This window comes from Streptococcus sp. 1032 (assembly GCF_013277015.1).
Taxonomy (GTDB): Bacteria; Bacillota; Bacilli; order Lactobacillales; family Streptococcaceae; genus Streptococcus.
In genome coordinates this window covers 51,814-68,268 of the sequence record NZ_VMMD01000026.1, presented here as the reverse complement: position 1 = coordinate 68,268, position 16,455 = coordinate 51,814, and the positions used below count along the sequence as shown (strand labels likewise).

Sequence of the window (16,455 nt, the reverse complement as noted above, 5' to 3'; positions counted from 1 at the left end):
GGCATTTCCTACCTAATTACTTTATTCTTTGACTTCTGACACAGTATGTTAGCCCAAGAAAAACGGTCTAATATTTTTGCAAATTCATAAGCTAAAACAGCTGTTACTAAGAGATACGGAAGAGAATCTATACCTAGCCCAGTGAAACCTATAACTAATCCAGTTGCAGACCAGGGGGCCCTCAAGGTCACAGACAAAAAGCAAACAGATCCCAAAAGCAAAATGCTTGGCTGGCTATCCCCACCTAGAATCATTCCAAAGAGAGCAGCTCCAGCCATCCCCAAGGCAAAAGATGGCGTAAGTGTACCACCATAGGCTCCTGCCCACAGAGTAATAAGAACGACCAGTGCTTTTAGGATAAACAAGAGGAATACTGTTTTGCCATTGCTACCATTCAATACTTCCTGAGCCATCATACGTCCATTTCCAAGTAGATGTGGAAAATAACTTGCCAACCCAGCAAGAAAAAGAAAAGCTGTAGGCAATGTGAGAAGTACTCGTTTATCTTTTATCCTGTTTGAAGACACTTCTTTACTCAAGCGACCAAAAAGCCAAGCTAGTGGGGTTAAGAAAAAAAGTAATAAGGGAATAATCCACATTTCCTTTAATGACCATGCGATGGCTGGAATCTGGTAGAGAGCCTGATCTGAAATAACCAAGCCTGCTGTATAGGTTGAGACATAGGTAGTCAAACCGACTAAGACAACTCGTTTAATAGATAGAGCAATTCCTAGAGTTTCAAAAACAAAGAAGACACTTGTTAATGGAACCTGGTAGACAGCTGCTAAACCAGCACCAGCACCACAAGCAAGGAGAAAGATTTGATCCTTCTTAGAGAGAGAACATATTTTTCCAATTGGTCCTGCAAATAGAGTTCCAATCTCTCGTGGCGCAGCTTCTTTACCAATAGGTGCTCCCCCTCCAACTGCAATAATCTGCCAAATTGAATGAAATAGCTGTTTTAAAAAATGAAGTTTGTATTGTGAAGTCTCATCCTTCATCTGTGCTTTAATGGAAAAAATCTGTGATTTTTTTTGCAAGAAATACCAGACCAAGGATGAGCTGGCACCCACGATTATTAAACTTAATCCTATCCGCGACGAGGAAACTCCATCTGTCAAGAATACAGTTTGATGCTCTGATTGACCAAAAGCTATCTCCTCTATTATCTTTAAAAGATAATGTAGAAAAATACCAGATAAACCTGAAACTATTCCTTGCAAAATGACTGCTAGGAATAATTTAAGATTATAAGGGATTTTCTGAAAAATACTCCTCACTTCTTTTAACATAGTAATAATTCAGTAAAAACGGCTTTAAGTAAGCCTTTAAAATCACCTTTAACACACTCAGTCACTTCTATAACCTCTTCGTGGTTAATCTCTTCTTTGAAACCAGTAGTATAGTTAGTAATACATAAAATTCCTAGAAGTTTCAAACCCGAGTAGGCTACAACAATAACTTCAGGAGCAGTTGACATTCCGACCACATCTGTTCCAAGCATCTTATAGGTACGAATTTCTACTCGTGTTCAAATCAGAACACCTCACTCTACCTTTCTGTTTAATTTTGTTCTTTCACAGAGAGCTACCTGAGTTCTATTCAAGCTCAGGTAGTACTTCTCTTATAAACTAAATCATCTCATTATTAAATAGTAGGATTTTTTACAAGACATCGTCATCAGAAATCTTAGAATTTAATGTTGTTCCCCAATGGGTAATTTTACGGTGGGGTTGAGCTAAAATTGGTCTGTTTTCATAGATTGTTTGCCATCTATTCCATAGTAGACCTGTCTTTTTCTCAATCTTAATTCGCAAATTTCTCATATTTTCTTTGATTGGGAGGTTGAGGACAAAACCTGCAGTCTGGTTGCGACCGTTTCCTTCCCAAGAACGACTACGAACAACTTGGTTTCCATCTTTATCTACTGTAACTTCTTCCCAAGTTATAGAGTAGCGGGCAATGTAAGCTCCACTATGTTGAATTGTCAATGTTTTATCTTTCACAGGAGTCTGACTGATTGGTTGAACTGGCTTAGAAACTTGTGTCGCCGTCTCACCATTCGTAGCTATAAAGCGGAAAACTTCTACTTCTGCAAGACTGAGGGCTTGATTGTTCTTACGTAGTTGCACACGAACACGGCGTCCCAATTTCCCATTTAATTGAACATCCAAGCTCGTTCCGTCAAGTTTAGAAACATACTGTCTAGCAACTTCTGTTCCTTTTTCATCATACAAAATCACATCAAAGTCTGACAGACGTTTAGAAAGTTCTCCATCCCCACGGTTATGAAGGCGAACAAGTCCTACCTGTTCTGTACGACCTAAATCAACTTCCCACCAAGGTTGATTTTCAAACTTAGTATGGGTAATTGATTGCTGGCTATAACTACTATTGGTATTGCCATCCAAGGCACGACTAGCATCTCCACCAAAATCAGTAGAACTTTGCTTAGCTTGTTTTTTCCAAGCGATATTCTCAGCACGATATACTTGGACTTCTGCAAGACTGAGGGCATTATAGCCTTCTAGCTCAATTCGAACATAGCGCGCTTTTTTATGGTTAATCGCAATTTGTGCTGATACATCTTTAAGAGATGTTATTCGTTTTCTTTCAATTTCTTTACCAGAACTGTCTAAAAGAATGACATCAAAGTTTGCCAATCTATCCTGGGCAGTGTCTGTGCGGTTGTAAATATTGATTTGGCGAATGGTTTCTTCTTTAGCCAAATCTACTTGCCACCAAGGCTTGGATTGGAAGTTGGTGTGAGTGACAGAATTGTGACCATAGTTACCATCAACTTTGCCATCCACAGCTCTTCTAGCATCTCCTCCGAAAGCTGTCGAACTTTGAGTAACCTGTTTCCCTAAGGCAATATTTTCCATTGGTTCAGCGCTTGGTTGACTAGAAGATTGAGGCAGAGCCTGTTTCTTAAAGAATCGCACTTTATCCAATTTCGGATCACGATAACCATGTTTATCCAAGGTAGCTCGTTTACCAATATTAAAGTTAGGAATATCATTCATTCGACTTTCAAAATAGCCACGAGAACGGTGTTTAAAGCGTGAATTACCTGTAAATGTAACGATATCACGATCATTATGAATCAAGGGAGTCACAACATTATCATTATCAACCACATAATGCTTAATTTTTCCACTAACAGCTAATTTACGGCTTTCCAAACCAACATCCCAGAAACCATTCTTAGCATTCCAAACAGTTCTGGAAGTAATCACTTTAGGAGCACTGAAAGTCGTTACTTTCCGTAATACATGGTTATAAAAATCAGGATATTTTTGGTAAGCTTCAACCGCTGCAATCTGAGCTAGGTAGCCTCCAAGAGAATGACCTGTCATATACAACTTGGTAATACTTGTATCCTTGGCTAATTCTCCAACAACTTTGCGGATATCATCCGCTTGAGCTGGTTTATTTCCCCCTAATAAAACCAAATCTGCACTTAAGTCCTTGGCATCATTAACTCGCGTTCCACGAATAGCCAACATGTGCACCGTTCCATCTTTGAGATAAGGAAGGTCGCTCTTGGTCTCAAATAAGAAAGCATCCAAGCCACTATCTGCATGGTAGGCTTTTTTCATCTTCCAGAAAGGAGCCAATTCATTGTGCATGAGTTTGTATTCTTGACGATCAAGATAGAGACTCGGGAAAGGATTCTTATGATCTAAAATTTTCCCAATATAATCATCGTCTCGATAGGCTAACTCCATAAAGAGAAGAGAATCACGGTCTGTGACATACCATTCTTTCTTATTGTCATCTTCTCCATCTGCCAAACCATCCCCATCACTGTCTGCTAGCAAGGGATGACTGTTATATCCTAGATAATCCTTACCATCTTTGTTGTACACATAAAGTTCATCTTTGTTTTTGATGCCATCTTGGTCATCATCCCCTTCCAAATCGAGAACTTTTTCACCATAGAGAGATTCATCAATCAAATCATTTTCTAAATGTAATTCCCCTTTGGAAATCTTCACCAAATCTTCTGCTGTTAAAGAACGAGTATTTGTTGGTTTTTCTGTCACAACTTCTTCTTTAGTTTCTTCTACAGGAGCATGAATAGGCGAGTCTTGAGCTGGCTCTGTTGTCTCTACTTTTGACTCTTCCCTTTTGTTTTCAAGAACTTCACTTGCTTCCAGAAGCGGTTGAGGAGCTAGTCTTGGCTCCTCTTTAAGAGGAGTTTCTAGTTTTGGAGCAACATTTTCCGGCTCTCTCAATTCCTCCTTAGAATCTAGCACTCTTGTTGCCACTTCAGATGTTACATCTTGCTTTAGTTCATTGGCTGAAATTCCAGCTGGAGCTAGAAATGCGAAGCCGACTGCAACAGATACAACCCCGATACTTAATTTTTTTATGCCAAAGCGCATAATTCGTTGACCAATTTTCATTATTTCTTATCTTTCTTTTCGTTTATTTGTAAGCAGACTCAAGCAAAATCTCATTGTGCTATATATGATAAGACTGAGAAATTCAGAAAGTAAATTCATTCTTATCTCTTCTTATCATACTAGTCTGCTTGGCTAGGAAGCTAATTCCAGCTTCCTAGATTCTTGTCTTTCACAATGCTGGCTATCAGACTCTTTCAGGTACAAGAGTAGGAAGAAACCCATAGTCTACCTATGTTTCTTCTTTAATCCGGATAGGCAGTCAATCCTGAAAAGACAGAGACATCCCCCTTTTAAATCTTTTTTCTTACAATTCTGCAAGAATCGCTTTAAGCAAGCCTTTGAAATCACCTTTAACACGTTCAGTCACTTCTACAACTTCTTCGTGGTTGAGTTCTTCTTGGAAACCAGCCGCAAAGTTAGTAATACATGAAATTCCTAGAACTTTTAAGCCTGAGTGGGCTGCCACGATAACTTCAGGAACCGTAGACATACCAACTGCATCTGCTCCCAGTGTCTTATAGGCACGAATCTCTGCTGGTGTTTCATAAGTTGGACCGGTTACACCGATATAGACACCTTCATCAAGCTTGATACCCAGTTTTTTAGCCACTTCATGGGCAGTAGCACGGTATTCTGGAGTGTAGGCCTTAGACATATCTGGGAAACGTGGACCAAAGTCATCCAAGTTTTCACCCATCAATGGATTTTGCCCCGTCATATTGATATGATCTGAGATAGCCATCAAAGTACCAGGACCATAACCAATACCACCAGCTGCATTGGTTACAATAACACCTTCACATCCAAGAACTTTCATGACACGTACTGGGAAAGTCACGACTTCCAGAGGATTGCCTTCGTAAAAATGGAAGCGACCTTGAAGAGCCAAGACCTTGCGACCTGCAAGTTCACCATATACCAATTTCCCAGCGTGACCAACTACTGTTGAACGGCCCCAGTTTGGAATATCCGCATAGTCTACTACAACTGGATTTTCGATTTCTTCTGCCAATTCTCCAAGACCTGACCCAAGGATTAGACCGAACTCAGGCGTTTGGATTCCCTTTTCTTTCAGGAAAGCAGCTGTTTCATTGATTTTGTCTAAAAATGTCATTGTGTGTCTCCTTTATTATTATTTTTTAGCATTTGACCGATTTTGTCAAAGGTTTTGGCATTGCGAATAGTAATATTGCGATAGAAAGGCACCTTGAGCAAGTACTTGTGATAGGCAGTTTTAGAGTAGGTTTCTTCAGAGAATTTTCCCCAGAAAATACCAAGTTTTCCAAAATGAAGCACCTCATCTTTCAGCTCTAAACTTTCAACTGTCGCGATGACTTGCTCCACGTCCAAGCCCTCAGTGTAAAAGAGGACGTCTTTTCGTGCCAAATCTTCATTCCACCAAGCTGGTAGATTCTCCACTTCTGCTTCATAGTCTTCTTGACTCATTATGGAAAAACTCTGAATAAATGGATAATGGACTGCAAAGAAAGTCTCTAATTTTTCAATCAATTGGGATTTTGAGTCTGCCGAAGTAAAGAAAATATTGCCACTGTTGATGTAGCTTTCAACCTTTTCCAGTTCCAATTCTGTCAGTTCTTGACGAAGCTCCGCCATGACGACCTTATTCTTGCCACCAACATTAATACCCCTCACCAGCAAAGCATAGTGCGTCATTTTATACCAATTTATCTAAGAAACTTTCCCCAATCATGGCTGTTTCAACACCAAAGTTATCTGCAACAGTCGCTGAAATATCTGCAAAATGTCCAACTGGAATCAAACCATTTCCTTTAAAGGCAGGACTGTAAGCCAAAAGTGGAATATATTCACGAGTGTGGTCTGTTCCTGCATAGGTTGGGTCATTTCCATGGTCAGCAGTAATCAAAAGAAGGTCATCCTCTCTCATGGCTGCGATAATTTCAGGCAAGCGTTCATCAAACTCATGCAAGCAATCACGATAACCATGAGCATTACGACGGTGGCCGTAAAGGGCATCAAAGTCAACCAAGTTTGTGAATGAGAATCCTTTTTCAAATTCAGCAAGGCCCATGGTCTTCAATAGTGTATCAATTCCATGGCTGTTTGACTTGTTGTGGCCCATGTCATGGTTAATACCAGCACCGTTAAATATATCATTGATTTTACCAACAGCATAAGTATCGATACCAGCTTCATTCAATTTATCCAAAACAGTCGGTGCAAATGGAGAAACGGCTAAGTCACGACGGTTGGCTGTACGAGTGAAGTTGCCTGGTTCACCTACATAAGGGCGAGCAATGATACGACCTAGAAGGGCAGGGCGCTCAAGGGTAATTGAACGAGCGTATTCACAGATACGGTACAATTCGTCCAAAGGAATAATATCTTCGTGGGCAGCAATTTGCAAAACAGGATCAGCTGAAGTATAGATAATCAACTCTCCAGTTTCCATCTGACGTGGTCCAAAATCATCGATAACGGCTGTTCCTGAGTAAGGTTTGTTGGCTTCACGAATGACCTTACGTCCTGAAAATTCTTCGATTTTTGTCAAGATTTCTTCTGGGAATCCATTCCAGAAAGTATCGAAAGGCTCAGTAATGTTGAGTCCCATGATTTCCCAGTGCCCAGTCATGGTATCCTTACCAAGGGATACTTCTTCCAATTTTGTTGCATATCCAGTTGGATTGCTTTCTGCCGGTACAGTCTTAAGAGGAGTTTCACGAGGAATATTTCCAAGACCTATTTTAGCCATATTTGGGACATTCAAACCAACTGTTTTTGAAATGTGTCCCAGTGTGTCAGAAGCTCCATCTGGAACCCCTGCATTGACAAAGTTATTAGCATCTGGTGCAGCTCCGATTCCTACAGAATCCAGTACCACCAAATGAATACGATTAAATTTAGACATCTTATGCCCCCTTCTATTTTTCTTTTCTTGAGGTTAAAATCTGAACCCCATCTCGTCCAGCAACAATGACCTTATCCACCATTTGGTTGAATAAACCGTGCTCTACGACACCAACGACATGGTCCAATTCTTGTCCGAAAGCAATTGGATCTTCAATGACATCCAAGGCAAGATCGATGATAAAATTCTGCATATCCGTCACAAAACGTTGGCCATCTTTTTCACGGAAACTTGGTTTGTAGCCAGCTCGTTCAAAACGACGAAAGACCTGTTCTGCACCATACTGAACCACTTCTACTGGCAATTTAAAAGCACCTAGTTTTTCGACTAGCTTGCTTTCATCCACCACCCAAATGTATTCTTTTGATGGTGTCGCAACAACCTTCTCCATCAGAAGAGCACCACCACCACCTTTGATTCCATTAAACTGACTATCCACTTCATCCGCGCCATCAACTGTCACATCGACAAAGTCTACTTGGTCAATAGATTTGAGTGGGATATTAAGGCCTTCTGCCTGTTTAGTGGTCGCACTAGAAGTCGTTACAGCTATAATCTGCAATCCTTCTTCCTTGATACGACGACCGATTTCTTCGACAAAATAATAGGCAGTCGAGCCTGTTCCAAGTCCAACGACCATGCCATCCTTGACAAACTCAGCAGCCTTGATACCTGCCATTTTCTTCAGATTTTCCACCGATTTACCTCCATCATTCTCAGTTCTTATTTTACTATGAAACCGCTTTTTATTCAAGTGAAAAGATCAAATTTACATTTTTCATCAATCTTTCTTTAAAAATATGCATTTTCTTTTTACCAAACGAATAAAAATGAGTTTATCTTTTATGTATTTGATTTGTTCATCTCTTTCCAGTTCCAAAAATAAGACCTTAACTTTGATACGTCTAGTTTAGCATTAAAGCAGGCGCATTTCAAGAATCATAAATTAAGAGAAGGAAGTAGGTTTATCTATCTATTTTAAACAAGTTTATCTTTGCTTACCCTCTCTTGTTGACAAATAATTTTCATTACTTTAGGAAGACAATTACTAATTCCCGTCGGCAAGACCACATACTGTTCTTGAGATAGTTCTTGGGCTATAGCTGAATGAAGATGAGTCGCTACTGCCACACTCTCGTAGAGACTGGCTTGTTTAAACTGGCCTGCAAATCCTGCAATCATCCCAGCCAGAGTATCTCCCATTCCCCCAGTCGCCTGATAGGGACCACCAACCTGTAACTGGTAATAATCAGACTGGTCAACTTGCCAAATACGAGTAGCTGGGCCTTTCTCCACCAAAATTGTTCCTTGAGGAAAGGAAGTCAGGGCACTAGCCGTTGCATCTTCCTTTTGCTTTTCAATCGTAATTCCAGATAATTTTTCCCATTCTTTTTGGTGAGGAGTTAGGATAAGCTGACTCGAAGGAAATGACAAACTTGTTCTAGCAAGGATGGTCAAGGCCCCTCCATCTACAATCAAAATCTGATTTTGGCTTAAGTTAGCAAAGACCTGTTTGACTAGATTTTCTCCAAAAGCATCGTCTCGTAAACCAGGTCCCAGCAAGACAACTTCTGCCTTCTCCAATTGCTCTTTTAACAACTGCTGGTCTTGAAGAGAAAAGGCCATAGCCTCAGGTAAATGGCTGTGCAGAGCTGGAATATTTTCCCTGTCCGTTCCAACGGTCACCAATCCTGCACCACTCTTAACAGCAGCTAGTGCAGCCATAATGATAGCACCTCCATAAGGATAAGTCCCACCAAGCAACAGCAGACGACCGTAGTCCCCTTTATGACTGGTACGAGAACGTTCAATAATAACTTTTTCTAGTAAGGTTTGATCAATCACTTTCATCCTTTTTTCCTCTCGCTTTTATTATACAACAAAAAGGAGGCGCAGACCTCCTTTTCTACTATTTTCCCTTAAATTCCGTAAAAGTTTGTAAGATTTTGTCTGCTACTGTCGGAGAAGGAGCTCCCTTTATCTTTAGCGTTTCATCTGCATATGGAGTAAGGCCAGCGAAATCTCCAATTTGGATAGAATAGAGAGACGTTTTAAACAGTTCAATATCGTTTTGGTCATTTCCAAAAGCAATGAAGTTCTCCCCACATAACTTTTCAACAGTTGTCGCCTTATGAGTATCCAAGGGGTTGACATAAAGACACTTTTCATGCGTATGATAGGACAGATGGGCTAGCCCCAGTCTTTCTAACTGACCAAGCAGATCATCAAGCAAATCCTCATGGTCACCCATATAAACGACTACCTTAATCGGAGTCCCTAAGTCCTCGAGTTTCTGATGACGAGCTACCTTTAGGGGATCCACACTGGAGAAAAATGGAATCTTCTCTACAATCTGACCACTATAGTCAAAGCAATCATCTACAAAGAAAGGAAGATTATAGGTCTGGCAATAATCCACTAGAGCCTGATAAATCCTAGCATCGAGATTCATTTCATAGATAGCTTTTCCCAGATAATAGGCTACACCACCATTCAAACCTATGACCAAGCACTGACTAAGCTCGGAACCTAATAAGCCTAAACTATCTCGATAAGAGCGTGCTGAGGCAAATACAACCTCATGTCCATAATCTTCAGCCTTTAAAAGAACCTGCCTAATCTCTTCATCTATGGTCATATAGTCAAAAGACAGCGTCCCATCCAAATCAAATACGAATTTCATTTTCCTAGTCCTTGTCCAATGTCCGAAGTGCCGCCTGATAGGTTTGCTCCATCAGCATAGTAATGGTCATAGGACCAACACCTCCAGGAACTGGCGTAATATGGCTAGCAAGTGGGGCAACTGCCTCATAATCCACATCCCCACAGAGCTTACCATTTTCATCACGATTCATCCCAACGTCAATGACTACCGCACCTGGTTTGACAAAGTCAGGAGTCACAAACTTGGCACGACCGATTGCAACAACCAGAATATCTGCTTTAGCAGCTACCTTGGCAAGATTATGAGTACGTGAATGGGTCAAGGTTACTGTTGCATTTTTGGCTAAAAGAAGCTGGGCCATGGGTTTTCCAACAATGTTTGAACGACCGATGACGACCGCATTTTTACCTTCTAATTCAATCCCATATTCATGAAACATTTCCATAATTCCTGCAGGTGTCGAAGGAATCATGACTGGATGACCAGACCAAAGACGCCCCATGTTTAGGGGATGGAAACCATCCACATCCTTTTCTGGGTCAATAGCTAATAAAACCGCCTCTTCATCGATATGTTTTGGTAATGGTAACTGGACCAAAATCCCATGCCAAGCTGGATCTTGATTGTATTTGGCAATCAAGTCTAACAATTCCTCTTGCGTAATGTTCTCTGGAACTCGCACTACTTCGCTACGGAAACCAGCCGCAAGGGCAGAGCGTTCCTTGTTGCGAACGTAAACTTGGCTGGCTGGATTGTCCCCAACCAAAATCACTACCAAACCAGGCACTAGACCTATTTCTTCCTTTAATTTTTCAGTCTTTTCAGCCAACTGCCCCTGCAATTTGGCCGCTAAAGCTTTCCCATCAATAATCTGTGTCATATCACTTCTCTTTTCTTTCAAATATCTTCCATTATACCAAAAACCGCTAGTCCCCTCTAACACTTCTTTCCTAGGCTATCCTATAGTTTCAAACTATAAGAAAAAGCTCTGGTCGAGCTTTTCACTAATCTTGTCTTGAAAGTTTAAAATTGGTTACAAATAGCTTAACAAAGCTAACTTATAAAACCTTACTCAAGAAATCCTTAGTCCGTTGTTCTTGGGTTTGTTCAAAAATCTGTTCTGGTGTTCCGTCTTCAACAACCACACCGTCTGCCATAAAGATGACACGATCTGCCACCTCACGGGCAAATCCCATCTCATGTGTTACGATAACCATAGTCATTCCTGACTTGGCAAGGTCTTGCATAACAGCTAGAACTTCTCCAACCATCTCAGGGTCCAGAGCTGAAGTCGGCTCGTCAAAGAGCAAAACATCTGGTTCCATAGCCAACCCACGCGCGATAGCAATCCGTTGTTGCTGCCCACCTGACAAACTCTGTGGATAAGCGTCTGCCTTATCCGGCAAACCAACTTTTTCCAACAGCTCTTGGGCTCTCTTCTCAGCAACTGCCTTGCTTTCACCTTTGGTCTTGATAGGTGACAAGGTGATATTTTCCATCACAGTCATATTAGGAAAGAGATTGAATTGTTGGAAAACCATCCCCATCTTCTCACGCATGGCAAACAGGTCATTCTTCTTGTCCGTAATATCGACTCCCTCAAAGATAACCTTTCCTTTAGTTGCTTCTTCCAACAAATTCATAGAGCGAAGCAGGGTAGATTTCCCGCTCCCTGAAGGACCGATGATAACGACAACTTCTCCTCTTTTAATCTCGAGGTTGATGCCCTTCAATACTTCATTCTTTCCAAATGATTTATGTAAATTTTCAATTTTTATCAAGGTTTCTGTCATTATTTCTTATCTCCTTGTCCCATACGTTTTTCAAAAGCTTTCAAGGCTACGGTCAAAATAGAGGTCATAATCAAGTAGTAAAAGGCTGCAAATAAAAGTGGAGTCAGAGGTAGATAGGTTGTTGTAGAAACTGTTGTAGCCCCATTCCACAACTCCATAACACCGATAGCTGATAAGAGGGAGCTGTCCTTGATAATGGTAATAAATTCGTTCCCCAATGCTGGCAAAATATTTTTGATTGCTTGTGGCAAAATCACATAGCGCATCGCATTTTTAGGACGAATCCCTAAAGAATAGGCCGCCTCTAGCTGACCTTTTGGAACCGCATTGATTCCAGCACGAACAGTCTCAGAAACATAAGCACCACTGTTCATAGAGATAATCAAAATCCCTGGAATCAGACGAGAAAGATCAACACCCAAAATTCCAACCTGAATAGTCGGGGCATTGATATGCATAAGAGCAAAGGCAATCATAATCTGAACCATCATCGGTGTCCCACGGAAAATCCAAACGTACAAGTTGGCGAGCCAGACAAGCGGTTTAAACTTTGAACGTTGCCCAAAAGCCAAGACAACACCTAAAATGGTTCCCAAAAAGACAACACAGATAGAAATGAGAACCGTCACGACAGCCCCATAGTTAAAATAAGGTAAATACTTAGGTAAAAAAGAAAAATTCATAGTCACACTGCTTTCTAAAATAGAATACTGTATGATTATAACATGTATTGAATTAAAATTCAAACTTTTTATTTGATTTATTCAAAAAAACTTTAAGCTAGTAGAATTAGCGAGAAATCTTAGTTTTTTCTAGTCAATTTGGCCTCCTTTATGGTAAAATAGTAACGATAAGAAATGAAGGAGAATCAAAATGGAATCACATTTGGTTAGAATCATCAACCGCCTTGAAGCAATGGCAAACGATGGCGGAAATTTAAAACGTAATTTTGAACGCGAAGGAGTTGTTGTTGCAGAAGTTGCGTACAGCCACGACGAAGAAAACGGCTCAATCTTTACCCTTCGTGATGTAGAAGCTCGCGAAACCTATACTTTTGATAGCATTGACTTGATTGCAATGGAGATTTACGAACTTCTCTACTAATCTAAAACAAGCAGGATTACCCCCTGCATGTCTAACCAAAATCCTTTTTGTCTCACAAATAGGATTTTTTTATAGTCCAAATTCACAAAAATTTTCATTGTAACAACTTCTCAAAGCTGCAATCTTTTTACTTGCTTTACACCCCAATCCTGTTATAATGAAAGTATAGAAATTTGACTATTTTTGACCTTTAAACAGGTCAGGCTAAAGAAAGAAATGAGGTAGATGTATGCTTTGTCAAAACTGTAAAATCAACGACTCAACAATTCATCTTTACACCAATCTCAATGGAAAACAAAAACAAATTGACCTCTGTCAAAACTGCTACAAGATTATCAAAACAGATCCTAACAACAGTCTCTTTAAAGGAATGACAGATTTGAACAATCGTGACTTTGACCCCTTTGGTGATTTCTTCAATGATCTAAACAATTTCAGACCTTCTAGCAATACTCCTCCGACTCCCCCAACCCAATCAGGTGGAGGTTACGGTGGAAATGGCGGTTATGGTTCCCAAAATCGTGGACCTGCCCAAACTCCGCCCCCAAGCCAAGAAAAAGGCCTGCTGGAAGAATTTGGTATCAATGTAACTGAGATTGCCCGTCGTGGAGATATAGACCCTGTTATTGGGCGCGACGATGAGATTATCCGTGTCATCGAGATTCTCAATCGTAGAACCAAGAATAATCCTGTTCTTATCGGTGAACCAGGTGTCGGAAAAACGGCCGTTGTCGAAGGTCTAGCTCAGAAAATCGTTGATGGCGATGTTCCACATAAACTCCAAGGTAAACAAGTCATCCGTCTGGATGTGGTTAGCTTGGTTCAAGGAACGGGTATCCGTGGACAATTTGAAGAACGCATGCAAAAACTCATGGAAGAAATTCGCAAACGTGAGGATATCATTCTCTTTATCGATGAAATCCATGAAATTGTTGGTGCTGGTTCTGCGAGTGATGGTAATATGGATGCTGGAAATATCCTCAAGCCAGCCCTTGCCCGTGGGGAACTACAACTGGTCGGTGCCACTACCCTAAATGAGTACCGTATCATTGAAAAGGATGCTGCCCTAGAGCGTCGTATGCAGCCTGTCAAAGTCGATGAACCAACAGTGGAAGAAACAATCACTATCCTCAAAGGAATTCAAAAGAAATACGAAGACTACCACCACGTCCAGTATACCGATGCTGCAATTGAAGCAGCTGCAACTCTTTCCAATCGCTACATCCAAGATCGCTTCTTGCCTGACAAGGCCATTGACCTCCTAGATGAAGCTGGCTCTAAGATGAACTTGACCTTGAATTTTGTCGATCCTAAAGTCATTGATCAACGCTTAATCGAGGCTGAAAATCTCAAGTCTCAAGCTACACGAGAGGAAGATTTTGAGAAGGCCGCCTACTTCCGCGACCAGATTGCTAAGTATAAGGAAATGCAAAAGAAAAAGGTCACAGACCAGGATACTCCTATCATCAGTGAAAAAACCATTGAGCATATTATCGAGCAGAAAACCAATATTCCTGTTGGCGATTTGAAAGAGAAAGAACAATCTCAACTTATCCATCTAGCTGAAGACCTCAAGTCTCATGTTATTGGGCAAGACGATGCTGTCGATAAGATTGCCAAGGCTATTCGCCGGAATCGTGTCGGTCTCGGTACCCCTAACCGTCCAATTGGAAGCTTCCTCTTTGTCGGACCAACTGGTGTCGGTAAGACAGAACTTTCCAAACAACTAGCTATCGAACTCTTTGGTTCGGCTGACAGCATGATTCGCTTTGACATGAGCGAATACATGGAAAAACATAGTGTGGCTAAGTTGGTCGGCGCTCCTCCAGGTTATGTTGGCTATGATGAGGCTGGGCAATTAACTGAAAAAGTTCGCCGCAATCCATATTCTCTTATTCTATTGGATGAAGTAGAAAAAGCCCATCCAGATGTCATGCACATGTTCCTTCAAGTCTTGGACGATGGTCGTTTGACAGATGGGCAAGGACGCACCGTTAGCTTCAAGGACTCCATCATCATCATGACTTCAAATGCTGGGACTGGAAAAGCCGAAGCCAGCGTTGGATTTGGTGCTGCTAGAGAAGGACGAACTAACTCTGTCCTCGGTGAACTCGGTAACTTCTTTAGCCCAGAGTTTATGAACCGTTTTGATGGCATTATCGAATTTAAGGCTCTCAGCAAAGATAATCTCCTTGAAATCGTCGAGCTCATGCTAGCGGATGTTAACAAACGCCTTTCTAGCAATAACATTCATTTGGATGTAACTGAAAAGGTCAAGGAAAAATTGGTTGACCTTGGTTATGATCCAAAAATGGGGGCGCGCCCACTTCGTCGTACTATTCAAGACTATATTGAGGATGCAATCACTGACTACTACCTTGAAAATCCAAGCGAAAAAGATCTCAAAGCAGTTATGACCAGCAAGGGCAAGATTCAAATTAAATCTGCCAAAAAAGCTGAAGTGAAAACTTCTGAAAAAGAAGTATAAATCCTATAGAAAAGGAGTAGAAAATGAAAATTTTCTGCTTCTTTTTTACTAAAATAACTGTAATTTCTTGACAGCTTGCCCTTTGTCCATTATGATAATAATAACGATACTAGATAATGAGGAAAATTCAATGGCAAACCCAACTTTCGGAGAAAAAAAAGCGAATACAGACTATGTTGCACGCTATGGAGTGTATGCAGTTATCCCTGACGCTGAACAAAAACAAATAGTTTTAGTTCAAGCTCCTAATGGTGCTTGGTTCTTACCAGGTGGCGAAATTGAATCAGGTGAAAATCATCAGGAAGCCCTAAAGCGTGAATTGATTGAAGAGCTTGGATTCACAGCTGAAATTGGTACCTACTACGGACAAGCTGACGAATATTTCTACTCTCGTCACCGTGACACCTACTACTACAATCCTGCCTACCTCTATGAAGCGACTTCTTTCAAAGAAGTACAAGAGCCACTAGAAGACTTTAATCATATTGCTTGGTTCCCTATTGACGAGGCTATTGAAAATCTCAAACGTGGTAGTCATAAATGGGCCATCCAATCTTGGAAAAAACAGCATAAGATTGACTAATACTCTTCGAAAATCTCTTCAAACTACGTCAGCGTCGCCTTACCTTAGATATGGTCACTGACTTCGTCAGTCTTATCTACAATCTCAAAACTGTGTTTTGAGCAACCCGCGGCTAGCTTCCTAGTTTGCTCTTTGATTTTCATTGAGTATAAATCAAGCGACTTTATTCAAAAAGTGCTATAATAGAATTAGAAAATCGGAGGAAATATTATGAAGCTTATCAATACGACAAACTCACACTCGCAACTTGTAAAAAGTCAGCTAGAAAGTACCGATGCAACCCTTGTTGAGGTTTATTCTGCAGGGAATACAGATGTTATTTTTACCCAAGCTCCGCTTCACTATGAAATCCTCATCTCAAATAAACACCGTGCTATTCGTGAGCCTGAAATCGAAACCATTCAAGAATTTTTCTTGAAACGTAAAATTGATAAGGAATCTATTGATGAGGCCAATATCAAGACACTCTACTCAGAAAAATTGATTGGAATTTCAATCCCAATCAAGTAAAGAACTTGAGTAA

At 40.7% G+C, this 16,455-nt stretch carries 15 protein-coding genes and 2 pseudogenes; 4 read left to right on the top strand and 13 right to left on the bottom strand.

Annotated features, from left to right (window positions below; all coding sequences use genetic code 11):
* Positions 1-8: 8 nt before the first annotated feature.
* The 13 genes and pseudogenes from HT711_RS09240 to HT711_RS09185 all read right to left on the bottom strand — a co-directional run bounded on the left by HT711_RS09240 (position 9) and on the right by HT711_RS09185 (position 12,440).
* Entirely contained in the window at positions 9-1,292 is a 1,284-nt protein-coding gene (locus tag HT711_RS09240) for a chloride channel protein (protein ID WP_164225956.1), read from the bottom strand.
* A pseudogene (locus HT711_RS09235) lies at positions 1,286-1,522 on the bottom strand (purine-nucleoside phosphorylase); the annotation flags it as partial. The pseudogene HT711_RS09235 and the gene HT711_RS09240, both read right to left, overlap by 7 nt.
* 142 nt (positions 1,523-1,664) lie before the next feature.
* Complete coding sequence (locus tag HT711_RS11485; RefSeq protein WP_333503101.1) at positions 1,665-2,474, bottom strand: thiol-activated cytolysin C-terminal domain-containing protein; 810 nt, start codon at positions 2,472-2,474, stop codon at positions 1,665-1,667.
* Positions 2,475-2,576: 102 nt separating this feature from the next.
* Positions 2,577-4,391, bottom strand: a pseudogene (locus HT711_RS11445) (discoidin domain-containing protein); the annotation flags it as partial.
* Between the two features lie 325 nt (positions 4,392-4,716).
* Positions 4,717-5,526, bottom strand: coding sequence for a purine-nucleoside phosphorylase (locus HT711_RS09225; RefSeq protein ID WP_173233819.1), 810 nt, complete (start codon positions 5,524-5,526; stop codon positions 4,717-4,719).
* Complete coding sequence (locus tag HT711_RS09220; RefSeq protein ID WP_173233816.1) at positions 5,523-6,086, bottom strand: DUF1697 domain-containing protein; 564 nt, start codon at positions 6,084-6,086, stop codon at positions 5,523-5,525. The genes HT711_RS09225 and HT711_RS09220 overlap by 4 nt, the downstream gene beginning before the upstream one ends.
* Position 6,087: 1 nt before the next feature.
* Positions 6,088-7,299 (bottom strand): phosphopentomutase, encoded by a 1,212-nt coding sequence (locus tag HT711_RS09215; RefSeq protein WP_173228683.1) that lies wholly within the window; start codon positions 7,297-7,299, stop codon positions 6,088-6,090.
* A 13-nt stretch (positions 7,300-7,312) separates the two neighbouring features.
* The gene (rpiA, locus tag HT711_RS09210) at positions 7,313-7,996 is read right to left on the bottom strand and encodes a ribose-5-phosphate isomerase RpiA (RefSeq protein ID WP_173233814.1); all 684 of its coding nucleotides are present in this window, start codon (positions 7,994-7,996) and stop codon (positions 7,313-7,315) included.
* 281 nt (positions 7,997-8,277) lie between these two features.
* On the bottom strand, positions 8,278-9,150 hold the full coding sequence (locus tag HT711_RS09205; RefSeq protein WP_173250052.1) for an NAD(P)H-hydrate dehydratase: 873 nt from the start codon (positions 9,148-9,150) through the stop codon (positions 8,278-8,280).
* Positions 9,151-9,208: 58 nt separating this feature from the next.
* Complete coding sequence (locus tag HT711_RS09200) at positions 9,209-9,982, bottom strand: HAD hydrolase family protein (RefSeq protein WP_164226965.1); 774 nt, start codon at positions 9,980-9,982, stop codon at positions 9,209-9,211.
* A 4-nt stretch (positions 9,983-9,986) separates the two neighbouring features.
* Positions 9,987-10,844: a bifunctional methylenetetrahydrofolate dehydrogenase/methenyltetrahydrofolate cyclohydrolase gene (locus HT711_RS09195; protein WP_172931046.1), complete on the bottom strand. Its 858-nt coding sequence runs from the start codon at positions 10,842-10,844 to the stop codon at positions 9,987-9,989.
* A gap of 178 nt (positions 10,845-11,022) precedes the next feature.
* The gene (locus HT711_RS09190; RefSeq protein WP_000140954.1) at positions 11,023-11,757 is read right to left on the bottom strand and encodes an amino acid ABC transporter ATP-binding protein; all 735 of its coding nucleotides are present in this window, start codon (positions 11,755-11,757) and stop codon (positions 11,023-11,025) included.
* Positions 11,757-12,440, bottom strand: coding sequence for an amino acid ABC transporter permease (locus tag HT711_RS09185; protein ID WP_001011642.1), 684 nt, complete (start codon positions 12,438-12,440; stop codon positions 11,757-11,759). Before HT711_RS09185 ends, HT711_RS09190 begins: the two co-directional genes overlap by 1 nt.
* A 190-nt stretch (positions 12,441-12,630) precedes the next feature.
* Between HT711_RS09185 and HT711_RS09180 the strand changes: the two genes are divergently transcribed.
* The 4 genes from HT711_RS09180 (at position 12,631) to HT711_RS09165 (ending at position 16,442) form a co-directional block, all read left to right on the top strand.
* A complete protein-coding gene (locus tag HT711_RS09180; RefSeq protein WP_000443574.1) occupies positions 12,631-12,861 on the top strand; it encodes a DUF1797 family protein in 231 nt (76 codons plus the stop codon).
* A 229-nt stretch (positions 12,862-13,090) separates the two neighbouring features.
* Complete coding sequence (locus HT711_RS09175; RefSeq protein WP_173233806.1) at positions 13,091-15,349, top strand: ATP-dependent Clp protease ATP-binding subunit; 2,259 nt, start codon at positions 13,091-13,093, stop codon at positions 15,347-15,349.
* Between the two features lie 130 nt (positions 15,350-15,479).
* Entirely contained in the window at positions 15,480-15,932 is a 453-nt protein-coding gene (locus HT711_RS09170; RefSeq protein WP_173233803.1) for an NUDIX hydrolase, read from the top strand.
* A 210-nt stretch (positions 15,933-16,142) separates the two neighbouring features.
* Positions 16,143-16,442, top strand: coding sequence for a DUF1827 family protein (locus HT711_RS09165; RefSeq protein ID WP_061439313.1), 300 nt, complete (start codon positions 16,143-16,145; stop codon positions 16,440-16,442).
* Positions 16,443-16,455: the final 13 nt, after the last annotated feature.

Coding starts and splice junctions, on each gene's coding strand:
- HT711_RS09190 (WP_000140954.1), bottom strand. CDS start 11,757: ATGACAGAAACCTTGATAAAAATTGAAAATTTACATAAATCATTTGGA.
- HT711_RS09215 (WP_173228683.1), bottom strand. CDS start 7,299: ATGTCTAAATTTAATCGTATTCATTTGGTGGTACTGGATTCTGTAGGA.
- HT711_RS09185 (WP_001011642.1), bottom strand. CDS start 12,440: ATGAATTTTTCTTTTTTACCTAAGTATTTACCTTATTTTAACTATGGG.
- HT711_RS09165 (WP_061439313.1), top strand. CDS start 16,143: ATGAAGCTTATCAATACGACAAACTCACACTCGCAACTTGTAAAAAGT.
- HT711_RS09200 (WP_164226965.1), bottom strand. CDS start 9,982: ATGAAATTCGTATTTGATTTGGATGGGACGCTGTCTTTTGACTATATG.
- HT711_RS09180 (WP_000443574.1), top strand. CDS start 12,631: ATGGAATCACATTTGGTTAGAATCATCAACCGCCTTGAAGCAATGGCA.
- HT711_RS09195 (WP_172931046.1), bottom strand. CDS start 10,844: ATGACACAGATTATTGATGGGAAAGCTTTAGCGGCCAAATTGCAGGGG.
- HT711_RS09205 (WP_173250052.1), bottom strand. CDS start 9,150: ATGAAAGTGATTGATCAAACCTTACTAGAAAAAGTTATTATTGAACGT.
- HT711_RS09170 (WP_173233803.1), top strand. CDS start 15,480: ATGGCAAACCCAACTTTCGGAGAAAAAAAAGCGAATACAGACTATGTT.
- HT711_RS09225 (WP_173233819.1), bottom strand. CDS start 5,526: ATGACATTTTTAGACAAAATCAATGAAACAGCTGCTTTCCTGAAAGAA.
- HT711_RS09240 (WP_164225956.1), bottom strand. CDS start 1,292: ATGTTAAAAGAAGTGAGGAGTATTTTTCAGAAAATCCCTTATAATCTT.
- HT711_RS09175 (WP_173233806.1), top strand. CDS start 13,091: ATGCTTTGTCAAAACTGTAAAATCAACGACTCAACAATTCATCTTTAC.
- HT711_RS09220 (WP_173233816.1), bottom strand. CDS start 6,086: ATGACGCACTATGCTTTGCTGGTGAGGGGTATTAATGTTGGTGGCAAG.